Genomic DNA, 15,061 nt, shown 5'->3' with positions numbered 1-15,061 from the left:
AAACTTTGGATTTTTATAATGAAAACGTTTGTTGCTAAACCAGAAACTGTAAAACGTGACTGGTACGTAGTTGACGCTGAAGGTAAAACTTTAGGTCGCATCGCTACTGAAATCGCTCGTCGCCTTCGCGGTAAGCACAAAGCTGAGTATACTCCACACGTTGACACTGGTGACTACATCATCGTAATCAACGCTGAGAAAGTTACTGTAACTGGTAACAAAACTCAGGACAAAATGTACTATGCTCACTCTGGTTACCCAGGTGGCCTTAAGTCTATCAACTTTGAGAAACTTCAAGCTAAAAAGCCTGAAATGATCATCGAGAAAGCGGTTAAAGGCATGTTACCTCGCGGTCCTCTAGGTCGTGAAATGTTCCGTAAACTTAAAGTTTACGCTGGTAACGAGCACAACCACGCTGCGCAGCAGCCTCAGGTTCTAGACATTTAAGGAGCACTATCATGGCAAATCAATACTACGGTACAGGTCGTCGTAAAAGTTCAAGTGCTCGCGTATTCCTACGCCCAGGCACTGGCAACATCGTAATCAATAAGCGCTCTTTAGAAGAGTTCTTCGGTCGTGAAACTTCTCGCATGGTTGTTCGTCAGCCTTTAGAGCTAGTTGAAATGACAGAAAAGTTTGACCTATACATCACTGTTGCAGGTGGTGGTACAACTGGTCAAGCGGGTGCTATCCGTCACGGTATCACACGTGCACTAATGGAGTTTGACGAGTCTCTACGTCCAGCTCTACGTAAAGCTGGCTTTGTTACTCGCGATGCTCGTAAAGTTGAGCGTAAGAAAGTTGGTCTTAAGAAAGCACGTAAGAAGACACAGTTCTCTAAGCGTTAATTTATTACGTTTCAAGAATTCAAAAACCCAGCTTATGCTGGGTTTTTTGTTTTTAGCATCTCCTATGTGCACATCAATCTCTCGTATTTACGAGGTATCTAATTCGTTTTGTCCTACTTAATTTGTTCAAAAATATCGCGTCGAGTTAAAAAAGTTCAATAAATATAATAATTAGTGCAATTCGAGCGGTAACTTGGCGGTTTTTTTTGCTACAATTGGCGAAGCAAGTAGAAAGGCCTGAGATCCAGTCACGCGATTTGGTGCGTATCCTTAGTCGGGGGGTTGATCTTAGTCAGTATATTGTTGTGTCAGATGCGATATCATAAATACTCGGTTTCATGCTCGAAGTAATCATAGATGATTTTCTGCGGGTTTATTCGGGCATGGATCTGGAATAACCTTGTTTTAATCAAGGTATTTATTTATGATCGCGTCTATTTTGTAATTTCTTAAATTAACCTGCTGTAACTGATGTTCTCAATATAGCAAGTGTTGGGAATCAAGTGGAGATAAGTGGATGAGCAATGCGCCTGTAGACAACAGCCGACGTCGCTTTTTAACTATCGCTACCTCTGTTGTAGGTGGCGTTGGTGCGGTTGGAGCTGCTGTTCCTTTTATTGCGTCCTGGAATCCAAGTGAGCGAGCTAAATCTGCAGGTGCGCCTGTAGAAGTAGATATCAGCAAACTTGAGTCTGGACAACTTATTCGTGTTGAGTGGCGAGGCAAACCAGTTTGGATTGTTAATCGTACACCAAAAATGCTAGAACAAATGAAGCAACACGAAGACCAACTTCGTGATCCTAACTCTGAAGAGCCACAGCAGTTGGCATCTGCGCAGAACGGTTTCCGTTCTAAGCGACCTGAGCTTTTCGTCGCGGTTGGGATTTGTACTCACTTAGGATGTTCACCATCTTTCCTTAACGGAAGCTTTGGTGAAAAAGTAGAAGGCACTGATAGTGGTTTCTTCTGTCCTTGTCACGGTTCGAAGTTTGATATGGCGGGGCGCGTATTCCAAAACGTACCTGCACCACTAAACTTAGAGATCCCTCCGTATACCTTTATTGACGACACTACCATTTTGGTAGGTGAAGAAGAAGGGGTTGCATAATGTCTGTTAATGTAGATAAAGCAGCAAATACGGGCGTTGTGGGCAAAGTTGTTGATTGGATCGATGCTCGTATTCCGATGACTCGCGTCTGGAATATGCACATTGCTCAATACCCAGCGCCAAAAAACTTTAACTTCTGGTACTTGTTTGGTTCACTCGCCATTCTAGTACTGGTAAACCAGATTGTAACGGGTATCTGGCTAACTATGAACTTTGTACCTTCTGCTGAAGGTGCATTTGCATCCGTAGAATACATCATGCGTGATGTTGAATACGGTTGGTTATTACGATACCTACACTCTACCGGCGCATCCGCATTCTTTATCGTGGTCTATCTTCACATGTTCCGCGGTATGATCTACGGTTCTTATCAAAAGCCACGTGAACTACTGTGGTTGTTCGGTATGTTTATCTTCCTAGCACTAATGGCTGAAGCTTTCATGGGTTACTTATTACCATGGGGTCAGATGTCTTTCTGGGGTGCTCAGGTAATCATTTCATTATTCGGTGCAATCCCGGTAATTGGTGATGACTTAACACTTTGGATCCGTGGTGACTACGTTATTTCTGGTGCAACGCTTAACCGTTTCTTTGCACTACATGTTATTGCACTACCATTAGTACTGGTTATCTTAGTATTCCTTCACATTGTTGCACTGCACGAAGTAGGCTCAAACAACCCTGACGGTGTTGAGATCAAGCGCAAGAAAGGCTCTGTAGCTGAGGAAGACAAACCTAAATTTAAATTCCATGAATACTACACTGATAAAAAAGATATTGTGGATGCAATTCCATTCCACCCTTACTACACAGTAAAAGATGTCTTAGGTGTTGCTGGCTTCTTGATTTTCTTCTGCGCAATTGTATTCTTTGCACCAGAAATGAACGGTTTCTTCCTTGAAGCGCCAAACTTTGAAGCTGCAAACCCGCTGAAAACGCCAGAGCACATTTTCCCAGTTTGGTATTTTACGCCATTCTACGCAATCCTTCGTGCTATCCCTGACAAGCTAATTGGTGTACTAGCAATGGGCGCTTCAATCGTAGCATTGGCACTACTGCCTTGGATTGACCGTGGTTCGGTTCGTTCAATTCGCTACCGTTGTGGTTTCCATAAGTTGAACATTGCTCAGTTTGTTGTCACATTCGTTATCCTTGGTTGGATTGGTGCAACACCGCAAACTGACTTTAAAACGCTATTGTCGCAAATCACGACAGTAACTTATTTTATGTTCTTCGTGTTGCTATTCTTCTACAGTAAAAACGAGAAGACGAAGCCACTACCAACGAGGTTGACGAAATGATGAAAAAGCTAGTAATCGGTTTATTCGCATTGTTGCCAACGTTATCGATGGCAGCGGGCCCATCAGTGCCTTTGATGGAAGCAAATAATGACTTAACTGATAAAGCATCTTTACAGCGCGGCGCTAAGTTATTTATGAACTACTGCCTTGGCTGCCACCAAATGCAATATCAGCGTTATGAGCGTACTTTCCGTGACATCGGTATTCCAACTGAAATTGGTCAAGAAACGCTTATTTTCGATGGTTCAAAAGTAGGTAGCCATATTAAAAACTCTATGGCTAAAGATGATGCTGCAAAATGGTTTGGTGCTGCGCCACCGGACTTAACACTTATCTCTCGTGTTAAGTCTCCGGACTACATCTATACTTACTTGAAGTCATTCTATAAAGATGAGTCTCGCCCATTTGGTGTGAACAACGTTGTTTTCCCATTGGTCGGTATGCCTCACGTACTACAAGAGTTACAAGGCTTGCCAACACCGATCACTGAAGAAGTGGAAGAACACGGTCACACAGTGACTAAAGTTGTCGGCACTGAAACAGACGGTACCGGTGAGATGAGTGTTGATGAATATGACCAAGCAGCACGTGACCTTACAAACTTTTTAGCTTATGTAGGTGAGCCTTCTCGCCTAGAGTCAGAAGCTTTGGGTATTAAGGTTATTGGTTTCTTAGTTATCTTCTTCATCCTGGCATTCTTCTTGAAGAAAGAATACTGGAGAGATGTTCATTAATTTGAATATTCAAAGGTGATTTTTGCAATAGGGGCGTTCGCCCCTTTTGCTGTTTAAAGTGATTTAATTACTTTTAGTTTTTTAATGGAGGTAGGCATGGCCGTTGCTGCCAATAAGCGCCCTGTAATGACACTTTTTTCTGGGTCAAACTGTATGTACAGTCACCAAGTACGTATCGTACTTGCTGAGAAAGGTGTAAGTGTTGATATTCACCAGGCTGAAAAGGACAACTTACCAGAAGCTCTACACGAGATTAACCCGTATGGCACTGTTCCTACGCTAATCGATCGTGAGCTTGGCTTGTACCAAGCGAATATCATTATGGAGTATCTAGACGAGCGCTTCCCGCATCCTCCTCTGATGCCTGTATATCCAGTAATGCGTGGTCGTAGTCGTTTAATGATGCACCGCATTGAAACTGACTGGTATTCACTTGCTGAAAAGGTCTCTGCGGGTGGTGATGAAGCTGTACAAGCTCGTAAAGAGTTAACCGAAGCACTACTAGCTGTAGCACCTATCTTCAATGAAGCACCTTACTTCATGAGTGAAGAGTTCAGCTTAGTTGATTGTTATTTAGCTCCACTACTTTGGCGTTTACCACAGCTTGGTATTGAGCTGAATGGTGCTGGTAGCAAAGAGCTAAAAGAATACATGCTGCGTTTATTTGAGCGTGACTCATTCCAAGCATCGCTAACGGATGCAGAGCGTGAGATCAGATCGTAATGACGTCTAATCGTCCTTACTTACTACGCGCGTTTTACGAGTGGATTGTTGATAACGAATGTACACCGCATTTAGTGGTGAACGCAGACTTTCCCTCGGTACAGGTTCCAACACAATTTGTGCAAGAAGGGCAAATTGTGTTGAACGTAAGCCCGTCTGCTGTGACGAATTTCTCTATGGACAATCAAGCGCTGAGCTTTAACGCTCGGTTTGGTGGTCAACCGATGCAGGTATATGTGCCAAACGGTGCGGTATTGGCTATCTATGCAAGAGAAAATGGTGAAGGCACGGTATTTACACCTGAAGAAGAAATCTTTGAAGATGAAGAGTTTGATTTGGTAGAAGAGACGGAAGTCTCACAATCGCCAGAGACTAAGCCGGAACCTGAAAAGAAAAAAGGTTCTCACCTTCGAGTGATAAAATAAAAAAACCTGCGGATGCAGGTTTTTTTATGGCTATTGTTTAGATGTACTCAAAGGCTTTAATCACACGTTTGACACCATTAATATTTCTGGCGATTTCTACGGCTGAGTTTGCTTCTTGTTTGGAGACTAAGCCCATTAAGAACACTTCGGCATTTTCAGTAACTACCTTAATATTTGCGCCATTGACTTCGTCGGCCGCCAGCAGTTTGGTTTTAACTTTGGAGGTCAGCCACGTATCATGTGTTTGCGTCGTGATGCCGATGTTTGAGCTTATTCTCAACTGATTATGTACTTGCTTAATCCCAGCAACGTTCCGTAGCGCACGCTCAGCTTCCGTTTTCATTTCTTGATTAGTGACTTGACCAATCATTAATACTACGCCATTAACACTCACCAGCGTGATATTGGCATGATCTGCAAGGCGCTTAATCTCTTTGATGGCAAGCGTACCTTTAATCTCGATATTGTTATCGTCAATTTGTGCACCGATAGTGCGTCTATCATTTGCAGCAGACACCGCACCGGCTGTACCAGCAACTACCGCAGCAGCACACCCTTGTAGTAACAAGATGGCGGCAAGTAAAGAGGTTATTCTCATCATAATACTTCGTCCTGAGGGAATAAAATTGCGTCGATTAGCTCACTTAAACAGTGAGTATTGAATAGTTGTGACTCGATTATCCGGCTTGGGCGTTTACTTGGGATCCGGATCTCTACGTCCTGTGGGCCCAATAGGCCGGTGATTTCACCACCATCATCGCCAACTAACGCGATGACTTTCATATCTCTAGTCAGGGCTGCTTCCACTGCGCCAATAACCGTCTTTTCTTGCCCGTTTATGGCATACGCCACCAGCAAGTCTCCTTGCTGCGCAAATGCGCGTATTTGCTTGGCAAAGCGCTCTCTGGCTTTACCATTTTCTGGTGACGCCAAATTATATTGCTCATTCGTTAGTGCAATCGCGGGCAGACACGGGCGTTCGGTTTCGTAAAAGTTGCTTAAGATGGTTGCGAAGTGGTGCGCCAACATATGATTACTTGGCGCGCCGCAGCAGATGATTTTATTGCCATTGATCAGGCTCTGAGCCATAGTCATAGCTGCGGTTTCTAGTGCTTTAGGCAATACTTCGCCTGCCGCTATCTGCGCTTGAATTGACTCTGTAAATATAGACTTTATAGATTCTTGCATGCTAAAAAATATTTCTAATCCAGTTTATTTCAGGGGGATCGGCCCCTTGAATGGCAACAAAGTCGACTCTAAGTTGCGTGTTATGCAAATTTTGCTGTGCTAAATAATTATAAATACTACGCTTTAATCTTTGAAGCTTAGTTTTTGATAGTGCGTTAATTGCGCCACCAAAGTGACTGCTATCGCGATACTTAACTTCAATAAACACTAAGGTTTGCGACTCTCGCATAATGAGATCTATCTCTCCGTATTTACAGAGATAGTTTCTGGTGACGGGGGTTAATCCTTGTTTTACCAAGAATTGCTCCGCAATCTGCTCAAAATGCTCGCCCTTACTCCGTGTGTTGCTAAATAGTCCTTTAAACATCCAGATATCCTATCTGACCAAAGAGTCTCCCGCAGGTTTCTCTTGTTGCATAAATAATGGTAATGGAGGCTGTTCATCTAAGCTCACCAAACGAATTTGTTTATTATGATACTGTGCCCAACTGAGCTTTCGCACAACATCACTGCCACCGCGGATGCTAAGCTGGCCGGTTAAGCCATCAAAACTTTTCCCCGAGAGCCAAGCCAATTGGCGCAGCTCGGGGACTAAATTCGTGGCGTCATATGCCATTGCAAACAAGCGCTGCTCTAAGTCGGCCTGCTCAGGCCATAAAGATTGATAGGAATCTCGAAGCGGTGCTTTTTCAACAGCACCCGGTAGCATCCAAGGCTGCTCGGTAAAATAAAGTCCCTCTAAATCGCCCTTATCAGTAACATCAATTTGTTTACTATAGCTGCGAGAGCTGGCATATAAAGGGATCCTGTCGGCAAATGTACTGACATTGACGTCTAAATAAGGTTTGAGCAGTCTAGTTTCCATTGCATCACCTAAAATATAGATTGCATCAATGTCGCGTCTAGAGCGTGTTTCGCTTTTGACCTCTTTGCGAAATAGACTTTTGATGACGCTAGTGCGTGACTTTGAAGCGTCCACCTCTAAAATATCCGTGATGACATCCGCCATATTTTTACTATTAGTGTAATAACCTACTTCTGGTGCGGTCTCACTATAGCGTTTCCAGCCTTGATCAAAATACTCAATTAAACGCTTACCAGAGGCATTCGCTGGAGCCAGTAACATGGGTTTTTTATAGCCTTTAGCAAGAAAGTGCTTCATTGCTTGCTCGACTTCATGTTCAGGATTAAGTGCAAAAAAGTACTGTTCACTACTGCTAGGCGTAAGCGTTTCGCGTGCATTTAAAAACAAAGTTGGGTAAGCCGCAAAACCTTTATCTGCGAGTAGTTTTTCAACGTTGGATTTTAATAATGGACCAATGACAAAATCGACATTTGCCTCAGCAAGCTGCGTTACGATTTCAGACTCGGATGCCATTTCATCAATGAAGAAGACTTCTTCAATCGTCCCTTCGTCAGTGGCAGCCAAGAAACCATTTTTAAGCGCTGTACCGAGTCGCTCGCTCGCACCAGATTGTGGTAATAACACCGCAAGTCTTTTAACTTGGTAAGGTTCAAGCGCAACAGCACCTTGTAAATCTTTAGGCAGCAAAGCAACCGCAGGGTGATTAGCAAAACGACGACGCCAATTATTCATGGCTTGGTCGAGCTGGACGCTCGAACCCAAATAAATTTGTTGATATTTAGCTAGTGTCACCCAACCACGCTGTAAAACAGAGCCAGAATCAAAGCGCTCTAGGGCGTAACTTGATAGCTGCTGTAGCGCGAGCCAAATCTCTTCGTGTAACCCAGCCACCGCTAAGTTATGTTCATTGGCAATATCGGCCGCTTTAAAGTATTCAACCAACGCTTTTTTTGGTAATTGTTGCGAGGCATAAATACTACCCAGTAAATACTCATACCAAGCTTGGTGTTCAGGGGTGTTGAGCCTACCCTCTAGCGTGTTTAGTATGGCTAACGCATTGGCATACTGCGACAATTCTTTGCGAGCATATGCGATGTATAATTTGTTTTGAATATGATCAACACTGGCTTTAGCTTCCATCGCTAAACCAATTTGCTCTAACATTTGCCAGTCTTTTTCTAAGATAGCAGCGTCTCTGGCTGCATATAGCAATTGGATTTTGGCAACGCCTTCTTTACTCTGCGCCTTTGCAAATAACGACGCGGCATTGTCATCCGATTGGCTAACGGCTTTAGTTGTTTTAGTTTCTTGGGGGGATTTGGTGACATTTGTGCTTGTACTACAAGCGGATAACCCCGACAATATGGCAACTAAAAGCGCTATCTTTTTAAACTGCACAGGCAAACCTTCTTTTTCACGACTGAGTGGATATCTTACTGACTGATATTGGAGAGCTCAATGGCTAATCTTCACAACGAAAACAAAATCGGCACCCTACATATTGTAGCGACACCAATAGGTAATTTAGATGACATCAGTGAACGTGCACTGAAAGTGTTAAGTCAGGTCGATTTAATCGCTGCCGAAGATACGCGCCACACCGGTAAATTATTGAGCCACTTTAGCATTAAAGCAAAAACTTTTGCACTGCATGATCACAACGAGAAGCAAAAAGCCCAGCAAATTTTAGATTGGTTAAACCAAGGTAAAGACATCGCACTAGTGTCTGATGCGGGTACGCCGCTTATCAGCGATCCGGGCTATGCTGTGGTAAACCTATGCCGTGAAGCAGGTGCTACTGTGACTCCTGTTCCTGGCGCGTGTGCCGCCATTGCTGCGGTGAGTTGTTCAGGCTTACCAACAGATAAATTCCAATTCGTGGGATTTTCACCAGCAAAAAGCCAAGCGCGTCAGCAATTTTTTAAAGATGCAGTCGCCTCTGGCATCACCAGTATCTTGTACGAAAGCACCCACCGAATTATGGCGAGTCTAGAAGATATGAAAATCGCGCTGGGCGAAACACAACAAGTCGTTTTTGCTAAAGAACTGACCAAAACCTACGAAACCTTTTTCAGTGGCACGGTTATCGAGCTCATTGAGTTTTTAACCGCAACGCCTGAAAAGCAAAAAGGTGAGCTGGTGTTGATGCTACCCGGTGAACAAAGAGATGAACAAGCATTAACGCCAGAAGCGAAAAAGCTGATTGAGTTACTAGAGCCTGAAATGCCATTGAAGAAGGCCTGCGGCGTGGCAGCTGAATATTTAGGGCTAAAAAAGAACGCCTTGTATAAGGCTATCATTGCTGAGCGAGAAGCGTAATACACGCAATTTATCGCGTGCGTTATTGCATTAAAGTGCGTATAATCGCCCGCCTGAGTCAGCCGGATAATCGCTGCCTGTGACGAAAATGATCAGGGGGAGGAAAGTCCGGGCTCCAATGGGCAGGGTGCCAGCTAACGGCTGGGGGGCGTGAGCCTACGACAAGTGCAGCAGAGAGAAGACCGCCTAAGTCCTTCGGGACCGGTAAGGGTGAAAGGGTGCGGTAAGAGCGCACCGGGCCACTGGTAACAGTTGGTTGCAAGGTAAACTCCACCCGGAGCAAGACCAAATAGGGTTCCTTATGGTGTGGCCCGCATCGGAACCGGGTAGGTTGCTCGAGCCTAGGAGCGATCCTAGGCCTAGACGAATGATTATCGATCTCCTTCGGGAGTGAACAGAACCCGGCTTATAGGCTGACTCACACCTCAAGCGTAAACATCCCTACATGAGATGTTTACGCTTGAGACTCCCACTTTATCACCTCAGGATTACCTTGTTAAAAACGCCATTTATTTGTATATCTCACCACTTTTCGTTAATTTATTCACCAATGTTTACCCACTGAATTTATTTAAGTGACTGATAAAAAATAATTTTTAAGGTTGGTACAATACTTGGACAGATAGAGCCATCTCTCAAGCGAAAATGAGTAATGGAACTATCATGTACAAGAACAACAAAGTTTTACTATCAACCCTGTTATGGCTTGGCACGCTTTTATGGTCGGCATTATTTTCATCCATAGTGAAGGCTGAGTCGGTAGACAAGCTGATCAAAACCCTCATGAAAGAAAGGCATATTCCGGGCTTACAGTTGGCCGTGGTTAAAGACGATAAAATCATCAAGCAAGGAAGTTATGGTTTTGCAGACTTACAGCATCAAGTGCCTGTGACTGAGCAGACGTTATTTCCGATTAATTCGATGACAAAGGCGTTTGCCGGTGTTGCGATTGTACAGTTAGCTGAGCAAGGTTATCTAAACATAGACGATGAAATTGGTAAGCACTTACCTGATTTACCTAAAGCTTGGCAGCAACTTAAAATTAACCAATTAATGGGTCACACCACAGGCTTGCCACCGATCCTGGCATCAAATTACGCTCTAGAAACCATTGTACCGAACGATATTGATGCCTCATGGCAAGCTGTGCAAAAGCAGCCTCTTCAATTTACACCTAACTCGCGTTTTAGTTATAACCAAACCGGCTATGTGATTTTGGGTAAAATCATTGATAAATATGCACCTGAAGGGTTTCCTGCTTTTATTACCAAGATGCAGTTAGCACGTGCCAATATGCCGCAAACCGCGCAGGCAGGTTTTGATTATCTTGAACTTATGGTGCCAAATCAGGCTCGCCAATATATTCATGTAGGTGAGGGGAATTACAAAAACTTTTACGGCGAATTCCCTTATATGTTGAGAACCGCCGCGGGAATGAGTTCAACCGCAACGGAACTAGCTAACTATGTTGTATCACTACAACAAGGCGAGCTGGTTAAAGAGTTAGATATGCTATGGACGCCAGTTAAGCTGAACAACGGGCGTACAGAAGCCTTTAACACCAAAGAAAACGGCTATGCAATGGGCTGGCAAGTAATTCAGCGTAAATATCACCCAGCGATCAGCGCAAGCGGAGGAAACGCGACTACGGTGATCACCTACCCTGAAGACAAGGTTTCCGTGATTGTACTTACTAACCTGTTGGGTGGATTACCCATTGAGTTTGTTGATAATATTGCCGCTTACTATATTCCCAACTTTAACGGCGCTAATAAGAAAAAGTCCTACCAGCCAATGGCGTACTTAAAGCAGCTTACAGATAAACAAGGCTTTGCCGACTTCGCGACTACGTTTGCAAAAGCGCAGCAAGATACCGGTGTAATGTATGATTTAGAGATCTTGGTGGAGTGGGGCAATAAGCTTGTTGAAGATGGTCAAGTTAATAATGGTATCGAAATCTTTAAATTTGCACTGACACAAAATAACGAGCAGCCATATTACCACAACAGCATCGCGCAAGCGTATGAGTTAAATAAGCAGTATGCACAAGCACTTGAGCACTATCAGCAGTTACTTGCGATAAACCCAAACAGTCAGTTCGCAAAAAATAAAGTAGCGGTAGTGAAGGAGTATCTTTAACTCTCCATAAGACTGTGACGGCAGCCTAAGCAAATCGAAAGCCGCAAGTTCAATTACTTGCGGCTTTTTGGTATTTAACCTGAGGTTTGGATAAGAAATGAGCTAAGTTATTGTTTTTAAAATTACATTTAATTATTTCCTTGTCTAGCCAGAAAGTTTTGGGGATAACTCCGCTCTCGTGTCCTGCTACCGCCTAGGTACCTACATCCTTGTAGGCAAGGCGAATTTACGCACCAATAGCTGGCTATTGGAAGTGAATTCAACGCAGTTAGCGAAAAAACTGGCTGCTAGAAAGGCATAAATTATCCGAAGCTCTGGTTAATTACTATTGGCAATAAATCGCTGTCTATACTTAACGAAGTATTAGAAGCTGCGGTATACTACACAATCACCTATTTGAGCTATGTACTGCTATAGACATAACTAGTACAGGTCATTGATAGTAAACCTGATTGAGAAAGTCATACCATGAGCCAACAACCTACTCCACCCTTTGAGCTACAAACACCTAACCACTGTGTTGATGCCTTTCGCCGCTTTAGCGTTGCACCGATGTTAGATTGGACGGATTTTACTAGTTTAAAGCTTAGTAAGGTTGTCTAGGGGGACTATTGGGGAACTGTCTAGATTTTAAGTTCCCCATGGGGTACTGGGCATTAAAAAGCAGTTCCCCACTCCAGATTTTAAAATGAGATGGTTTGAAAGTAGCTCGTACAGAGACGGTTTAGGCTTTAACCGAAGATAGTGTCTTCATAGCAAGCTTTAAAAAACGATAGAAAAAATAAAAGCCCCTTAAAAACAAAAAAGCCTGCATCTTAGCAGGCTTTTATCTCTTCTTATTGGCCTATGGCCCTGTAAATTCACTATTTTTCATATTCACCTCCACAATTTCTTATGTGGTTTGCCCTTTAAGAAAAGTTAATATATTTAATAAGTATATACTGAGTATATGATACAAAGCATCGATGATCAAATCTTAATCTGGGAGTTGCCATTTTTCAAAGTGAATGATTACCTTTTCTCCAGGGGAACAACAGGAGACTTCAAATTCATGCTTTCTGCCTGGTTGAACCTGGAATGTTAAATCTTCATCATTTGGAATTCCTACCCTAAACTCAATGACATGTTGGGTATTATTGTAAAGTGAAATCTGTTGAGACTCCGTAAACCTTGGAGGGCTAAGTCTTATAGACTCTTTTAAGGGCTGCCAGAGCCAGGCTGACGTCTGATAATTGACAACTTGTCCAGGCTCTAAAGATAGAGAGAATGTTTCCTTAAATTCTCTATTGGAATTTGTTAATGCCTGTGTACCGTTTAAAATATGTCGATTTTTGGAGGGATCTTCTAGGTCAAAGAGAATTTTAATATCGTTTACTTCGCCTATGATATCACTATCTATATTAACTTCATCAGCTGTAATTCCAAAAGACATGGAGTCAGTTGCATATTCATGGTTGTTGTGTATGTTTTTGATTATACAGTCATTTTTTGATAATACTTTTACTGCGTCATTAGCTTCTGAAATTTCTTGAATGGCGATAACTCTTTTTGTCACAGGGCTTACACATGCCAATGCAGATATTCTATTTGCTAAGAATTTACCCAAAGTGGACTCAGGGTCCGCACCTGGAAAAATAAACTCAATCTTAGTGGCAAGCTTTTCCTCTTCCGGCTTACGCAATGATATTAGAGTTATTGCTAAGCCTACCACAGCGAAAAATATCAAGCTGTCAGTTGCCGATGCTGCATATGAAATTGCAAAGTCACTTGGCTTCCAACTATCATCCTTTAAGTGAGTCATGACGTCTGGAAATAAAAACTTTACATATATCAGACAGAATATAACCCATAAGAGGTAAGCCCCAGCCGAAAATATCAACGTTTTCCAATACTTCTTAAAAAAATTACTCATATACTTTTCTTCCTTTTAAAGTGACTTACCAGTAAACACTACTTTGCCGACTAAGGTGCAATTCCCATTGATAGGCACTAGTTGCTCCGGCCAATTAGGGTTTAGTGCTTTTAGGAACTTCTGCCCGCCCTCTATGATAAGCTGCTTAAACGTGGCTTGATTGTCATCATCCAATCTTGCGACCACAAAAGAGCCATGAATGCACTCGGCTTCTGGGTCAACAAATATCAGATCACCATCATCAAATTTAGGCTCCATACTCACACCTTGTACGCGAAGTACAAATGATTTGTCGCTGCAGTTTACCGGGCAAAGAAAGTGCTCAGCCTCTAAAGTGCTGACTTCTTGAATATCTGTCCACGCGCCAGCCTGTACCCAGCTTATTAATGGAAGTTTATTTTTAAGTTCCGGTCCTATTGAGGCGTTATCTAGATCACCAACTCCAAACTGTAAATATTCAGGTGTTGTTTCTAAAGCTTTGGCAAGCTCCATGATACGGCGTGGTTTTTCAATCTTACCTGATTCGATTGATTGAAGTGACTGTTGGGCAATTCCAACCATTTCTGATAAAGCTGCTTGCGTCAAACCTAAACTTTTACGTTTATTTCTTATTCTCTCTCCAATACTCATACAGTTTCCTTTTTAATCGGTAAAACAACAGTTTAGTGACTGTTAAACAGCTTTAATTAAAGTCTATCACTATAATTACAGTTTTAAATGGTATTGACAACAATGTTTGGTCGGTATTAAATGACAGGTATAAACTGTATTTTAGGTAATTATGTATGAATTACATAACTAAAGCTGTCAAAATTTATGGGGGACAAACAAAGCTCGGTATTGCTTTGGGTGTCAGACAAGCATCTGTATGGGATTGGATAAATAAATACGGACAAGCCCCCGCGAAATACATCAACAAAATTTCAGAACTTACTAACGGTCAGGTCACGGTGAGTGAACTGCTATCCGATCACGAGAAATAAGGACATAGCGATGAATATGACGTTTGCGCTTTTAGCTCGGTTTAATAATCCGGTTGTTCCCCTAAAAGAAGTGTGCAAAGAGTTTTTCGGTGTAAGCCCTAAAACTGCTGAGCAACAAGCCAAAGCGGGCAAGTTGCCGATCCCTACATTCAAAATGCGCGAGTCAGAGCGTGCGCCAACACTGGTTAACGTTACCGACTTAGCCGAATACATCCAATCACAGTACGACAATGCCAGAACAGAATGGGAGCGTGTTCAATCATGAGCCATACCGTTGTTGAGATTGAAGAACTAATAACCGATCCAAGTCATTGGGAAGTTCAAGTGATGAAAGTGCAGCAGCTACGCGCACAAATTCGAGCGCATAAAGCAAAGCAGCAAGCTGAGCGCCAGCGCGTTGAACAAGAAACTCGCAAGCAACGCAATAGCGAGCGAAGCAATCAACTACTTAAATCGGCGTTGGCGATGGCGGCACGCAACCGCATGGATCAGCAGGTGGTGCTGTGAATATCTTAC

19 protein-coding genes and 1 other RNA gene are annotated in these 15,061 nt (G+C 43.0%); 14 read left to right on the top strand and 6 right to left on the bottom strand.

All coding sequences use genetic code 11. The features are described 5' to 3' along the window. Nucleotides 1-18 precede the first annotated feature (18 nt). From rplM to MHN32_RS00890, 7 genes are all read left to right on the top strand, one after another. The gene (rplM, locus tag MHN32_RS00920; RefSeq protein WP_010376694.1) at nt 19-447 is read left to right on the top strand and encodes a 50S ribosomal protein L13; all 429 of its coding nucleotides are present in this window, start codon (nt 19-21) and stop codon (nt 445-447) included. An 8-nt stretch (nt 448-455) separates the two neighbouring features. Continuing rightward, on the top strand, nt 456-848 hold the full coding sequence (gene rpsI / locus MHN32_RS00915) for a 30S ribosomal protein S9 (RefSeq protein ID WP_161796706.1): 393 nt from the start codon (nt 456-458) through the stop codon (nt 846-848). 517 nt (nt 849-1,365) lie between these two features. Then, nucleotides 1,366-1,956: a ubiquinol-cytochrome c reductase iron-sulfur subunit gene (gene petA, locus MHN32_RS00910; RefSeq protein ID WP_010376697.1), complete on the top strand. Its 591-nt coding sequence runs from the start codon at nt 1,366-1,368 to the stop codon at nt 1,954-1,956. Further along, nucleotides 1,956-3,257, top strand: coding sequence for a cytochrome b N-terminal domain-containing protein (locus tag MHN32_RS00905; protein WP_017219050.1), 1,302 nt, complete (start codon nt 1,956-1,958; stop codon nt 3,255-3,257). The genes petA and MHN32_RS00905 overlap by 1 nt, the downstream gene beginning before the upstream one ends. Beyond that, complete coding sequence (locus tag MHN32_RS00900; protein WP_017219051.1) at nt 3,254-3,991, top strand: cytochrome c1; 738 nt, start codon at nt 3,254-3,256, stop codon at nt 3,989-3,991. The genes MHN32_RS00905 and MHN32_RS00900 overlap by 4 nt, the downstream gene beginning before the upstream one ends. A 96-nt stretch (nt 3,992-4,087) precedes the next feature. After that, entirely contained in the window at nt 4,088-4,714 is a 627-nt protein-coding gene (gene sspA / locus MHN32_RS00895) for a stringent starvation protein SspA (RefSeq protein ID WP_010605922.1), read from the top strand. Then, nucleotides 4,714-5,139: a ClpXP protease specificity-enhancing factor gene (locus tag MHN32_RS00890; RefSeq protein WP_010605921.1), complete on the top strand. Its 426-nt coding sequence runs from the start codon at nt 4,714-4,716 to the stop codon at nt 5,137-5,139. Before sspA ends, MHN32_RS00890 begins: the two co-directional genes overlap by 1 nt. Nucleotides 5,140-5,176: 37 nt before the next feature. Here MHN32_RS00890 and dolP read toward each other — a convergent pair whose 3' ends face one another. From dolP to MHN32_RS00870, 4 genes are read right to left on the bottom strand one after another with little or no spacing between them, the layout of a single operon-like run. Continuing rightward, nucleotides 5,177-5,740, bottom strand: a complete 564-nt coding sequence (dolP, locus tag MHN32_RS00885) for a division/outer membrane stress-associated lipid-binding lipoprotein (protein WP_227387565.1) — start codon at nt 5,738-5,740, stop codon at nt 5,177-5,179. Beyond that, nucleotides 5,737-6,327 (bottom strand): SIS domain-containing protein, encoded by a 591-nt coding sequence (locus tag MHN32_RS00880; protein WP_227387564.1) that lies wholly within the window; start codon nt 6,325-6,327, stop codon nt 5,737-5,739. Before MHN32_RS00880 ends, dolP begins: the two co-directional genes overlap by 4 nt. A gap of 1 nt (nt 6,328) precedes the next feature. Next, a complete protein-coding gene (locus tag MHN32_RS00875) occupies nt 6,329-6,694 on the bottom strand; it encodes a YraN family protein (protein ID WP_102055990.1) in 366 nt (121 codons plus the stop codon). A 9-nt stretch (nt 6,695-6,703) separates the two neighbouring features. Then, a complete protein-coding gene (locus tag MHN32_RS00870; RefSeq protein ID WP_227387563.1) occupies nt 6,704-8,590 on the bottom strand; it encodes a penicillin-binding protein activator in 1,887 nt (628 codons plus the stop codon). A gap of 60 nt (nt 8,591-8,650) precedes the next feature. Here MHN32_RS00870 and rsmI point away from each other — a divergent pair, with 60 nt between their 5' ends. The 4 genes from rsmI to MHN32_RS23675 all read left to right on the top strand — a co-directional run bounded on the left by rsmI (nt 8,651) and on the right by MHN32_RS23675 (nt 12,253). Continuing rightward, nucleotides 8,651-9,511: a 16S rRNA (cytidine(1402)-2'-O)-methyltransferase gene (gene rsmI, locus MHN32_RS00865; RefSeq protein ID WP_235366724.1), complete on the top strand. Its 861-nt coding sequence runs from the start codon at nt 8,651-8,653 to the stop codon at nt 9,509-9,511. A gap of 54 nt (nt 9,512-9,565) precedes the next feature. Continuing rightward, nucleotides 9,566-9,936, top strand: an RNA gene (gene rnpB / locus MHN32_RS00860) — RNase P RNA component class A. Between the two features lie 238 nt (nt 9,937-10,174). Continuing rightward, the gene (locus MHN32_RS00855) at nt 10,175-11,650 is read left to right on the top strand and encodes a serine hydrolase (RefSeq protein WP_239420662.1); all 1,476 of its coding nucleotides are present in this window, start codon (nt 10,175-10,177) and stop codon (nt 11,648-11,650) included. Nucleotides 11,651-12,118: 468 nt separating this feature from the next. Next, nucleotides 12,119-12,253 (top strand): hypothetical protein, encoded by a 135-nt coding sequence (locus tag MHN32_RS23675; RefSeq protein ID WP_275440073.1) that lies wholly within the window; start codon nt 12,119-12,121, stop codon nt 12,251-12,253. Between the two features lie 373 nt (nt 12,254-12,626). Here MHN32_RS23675 and MHN32_RS00850 read toward each other — a convergent pair whose 3' ends face one another. After that, the gene (locus tag MHN32_RS00850) at nt 12,627-13,562 is read right to left on the bottom strand and encodes a hypothetical protein (protein ID WP_239420661.1); all 936 of its coding nucleotides are present in this window, start codon (nt 13,560-13,562) and stop codon (nt 12,627-12,629) included. A gap of 15 nt (nt 13,563-13,577) precedes the next feature. Then, nucleotides 13,578-14,192 (bottom strand): XRE family transcriptional regulator, encoded by a 615-nt coding sequence (locus MHN32_RS00845; RefSeq protein ID WP_239420660.1) that lies wholly within the window; start codon nt 14,190-14,192, stop codon nt 13,578-13,580. A 155-nt stretch (nt 14,193-14,347) separates the two neighbouring features. On the opposite strand from MHN32_RS00845, the gene MHN32_RS00840 reads away from it, so the two are divergent. The 3 genes from MHN32_RS00840 to MHN32_RS00830 are packed head-to-tail and all read left to right on the top strand — an operon-like array spanning nt 14,348 to nt 15,052. Then, nucleotides 14,348-14,545: a YdaS family helix-turn-helix protein gene (locus tag MHN32_RS00840; protein ID WP_239420659.1), complete on the top strand. Its 198-nt coding sequence runs from the start codon at nt 14,348-14,350 to the stop codon at nt 14,543-14,545. 10 nt (nt 14,546-14,555) lie between these two features. Next, entirely contained in the window at nt 14,556-14,810 is a 255-nt protein-coding gene (locus MHN32_RS00835; RefSeq protein WP_239420658.1) for a pyocin activator PrtN family protein, read from the top strand. Further along, complete coding sequence (locus MHN32_RS00830; protein ID WP_239420657.1) at nt 14,807-15,052, top strand: hypothetical protein; 246 nt, start codon at nt 14,807-14,809, stop codon at nt 15,050-15,052. The genes MHN32_RS00835 and MHN32_RS00830 overlap by 4 nt, the downstream gene beginning before the upstream one ends. The last annotated feature ends 9 nt before the right edge of the window (nt 15,053-15,061 follow it).

Origin of the sequence: Pseudoalteromonas sp. Of11M-6 (assembly GCF_022347905.1) — a bacterium.
Taxonomy (GTDB): Bacteria; Pseudomonadota; Gammaproteobacteria; order Enterobacterales; family Alteromonadaceae; genus Pseudoalteromonas.
Note: the sequence above shows the minus strand (reverse complement) of the source record. Positions and strands in the feature narration are given on the sequence as shown.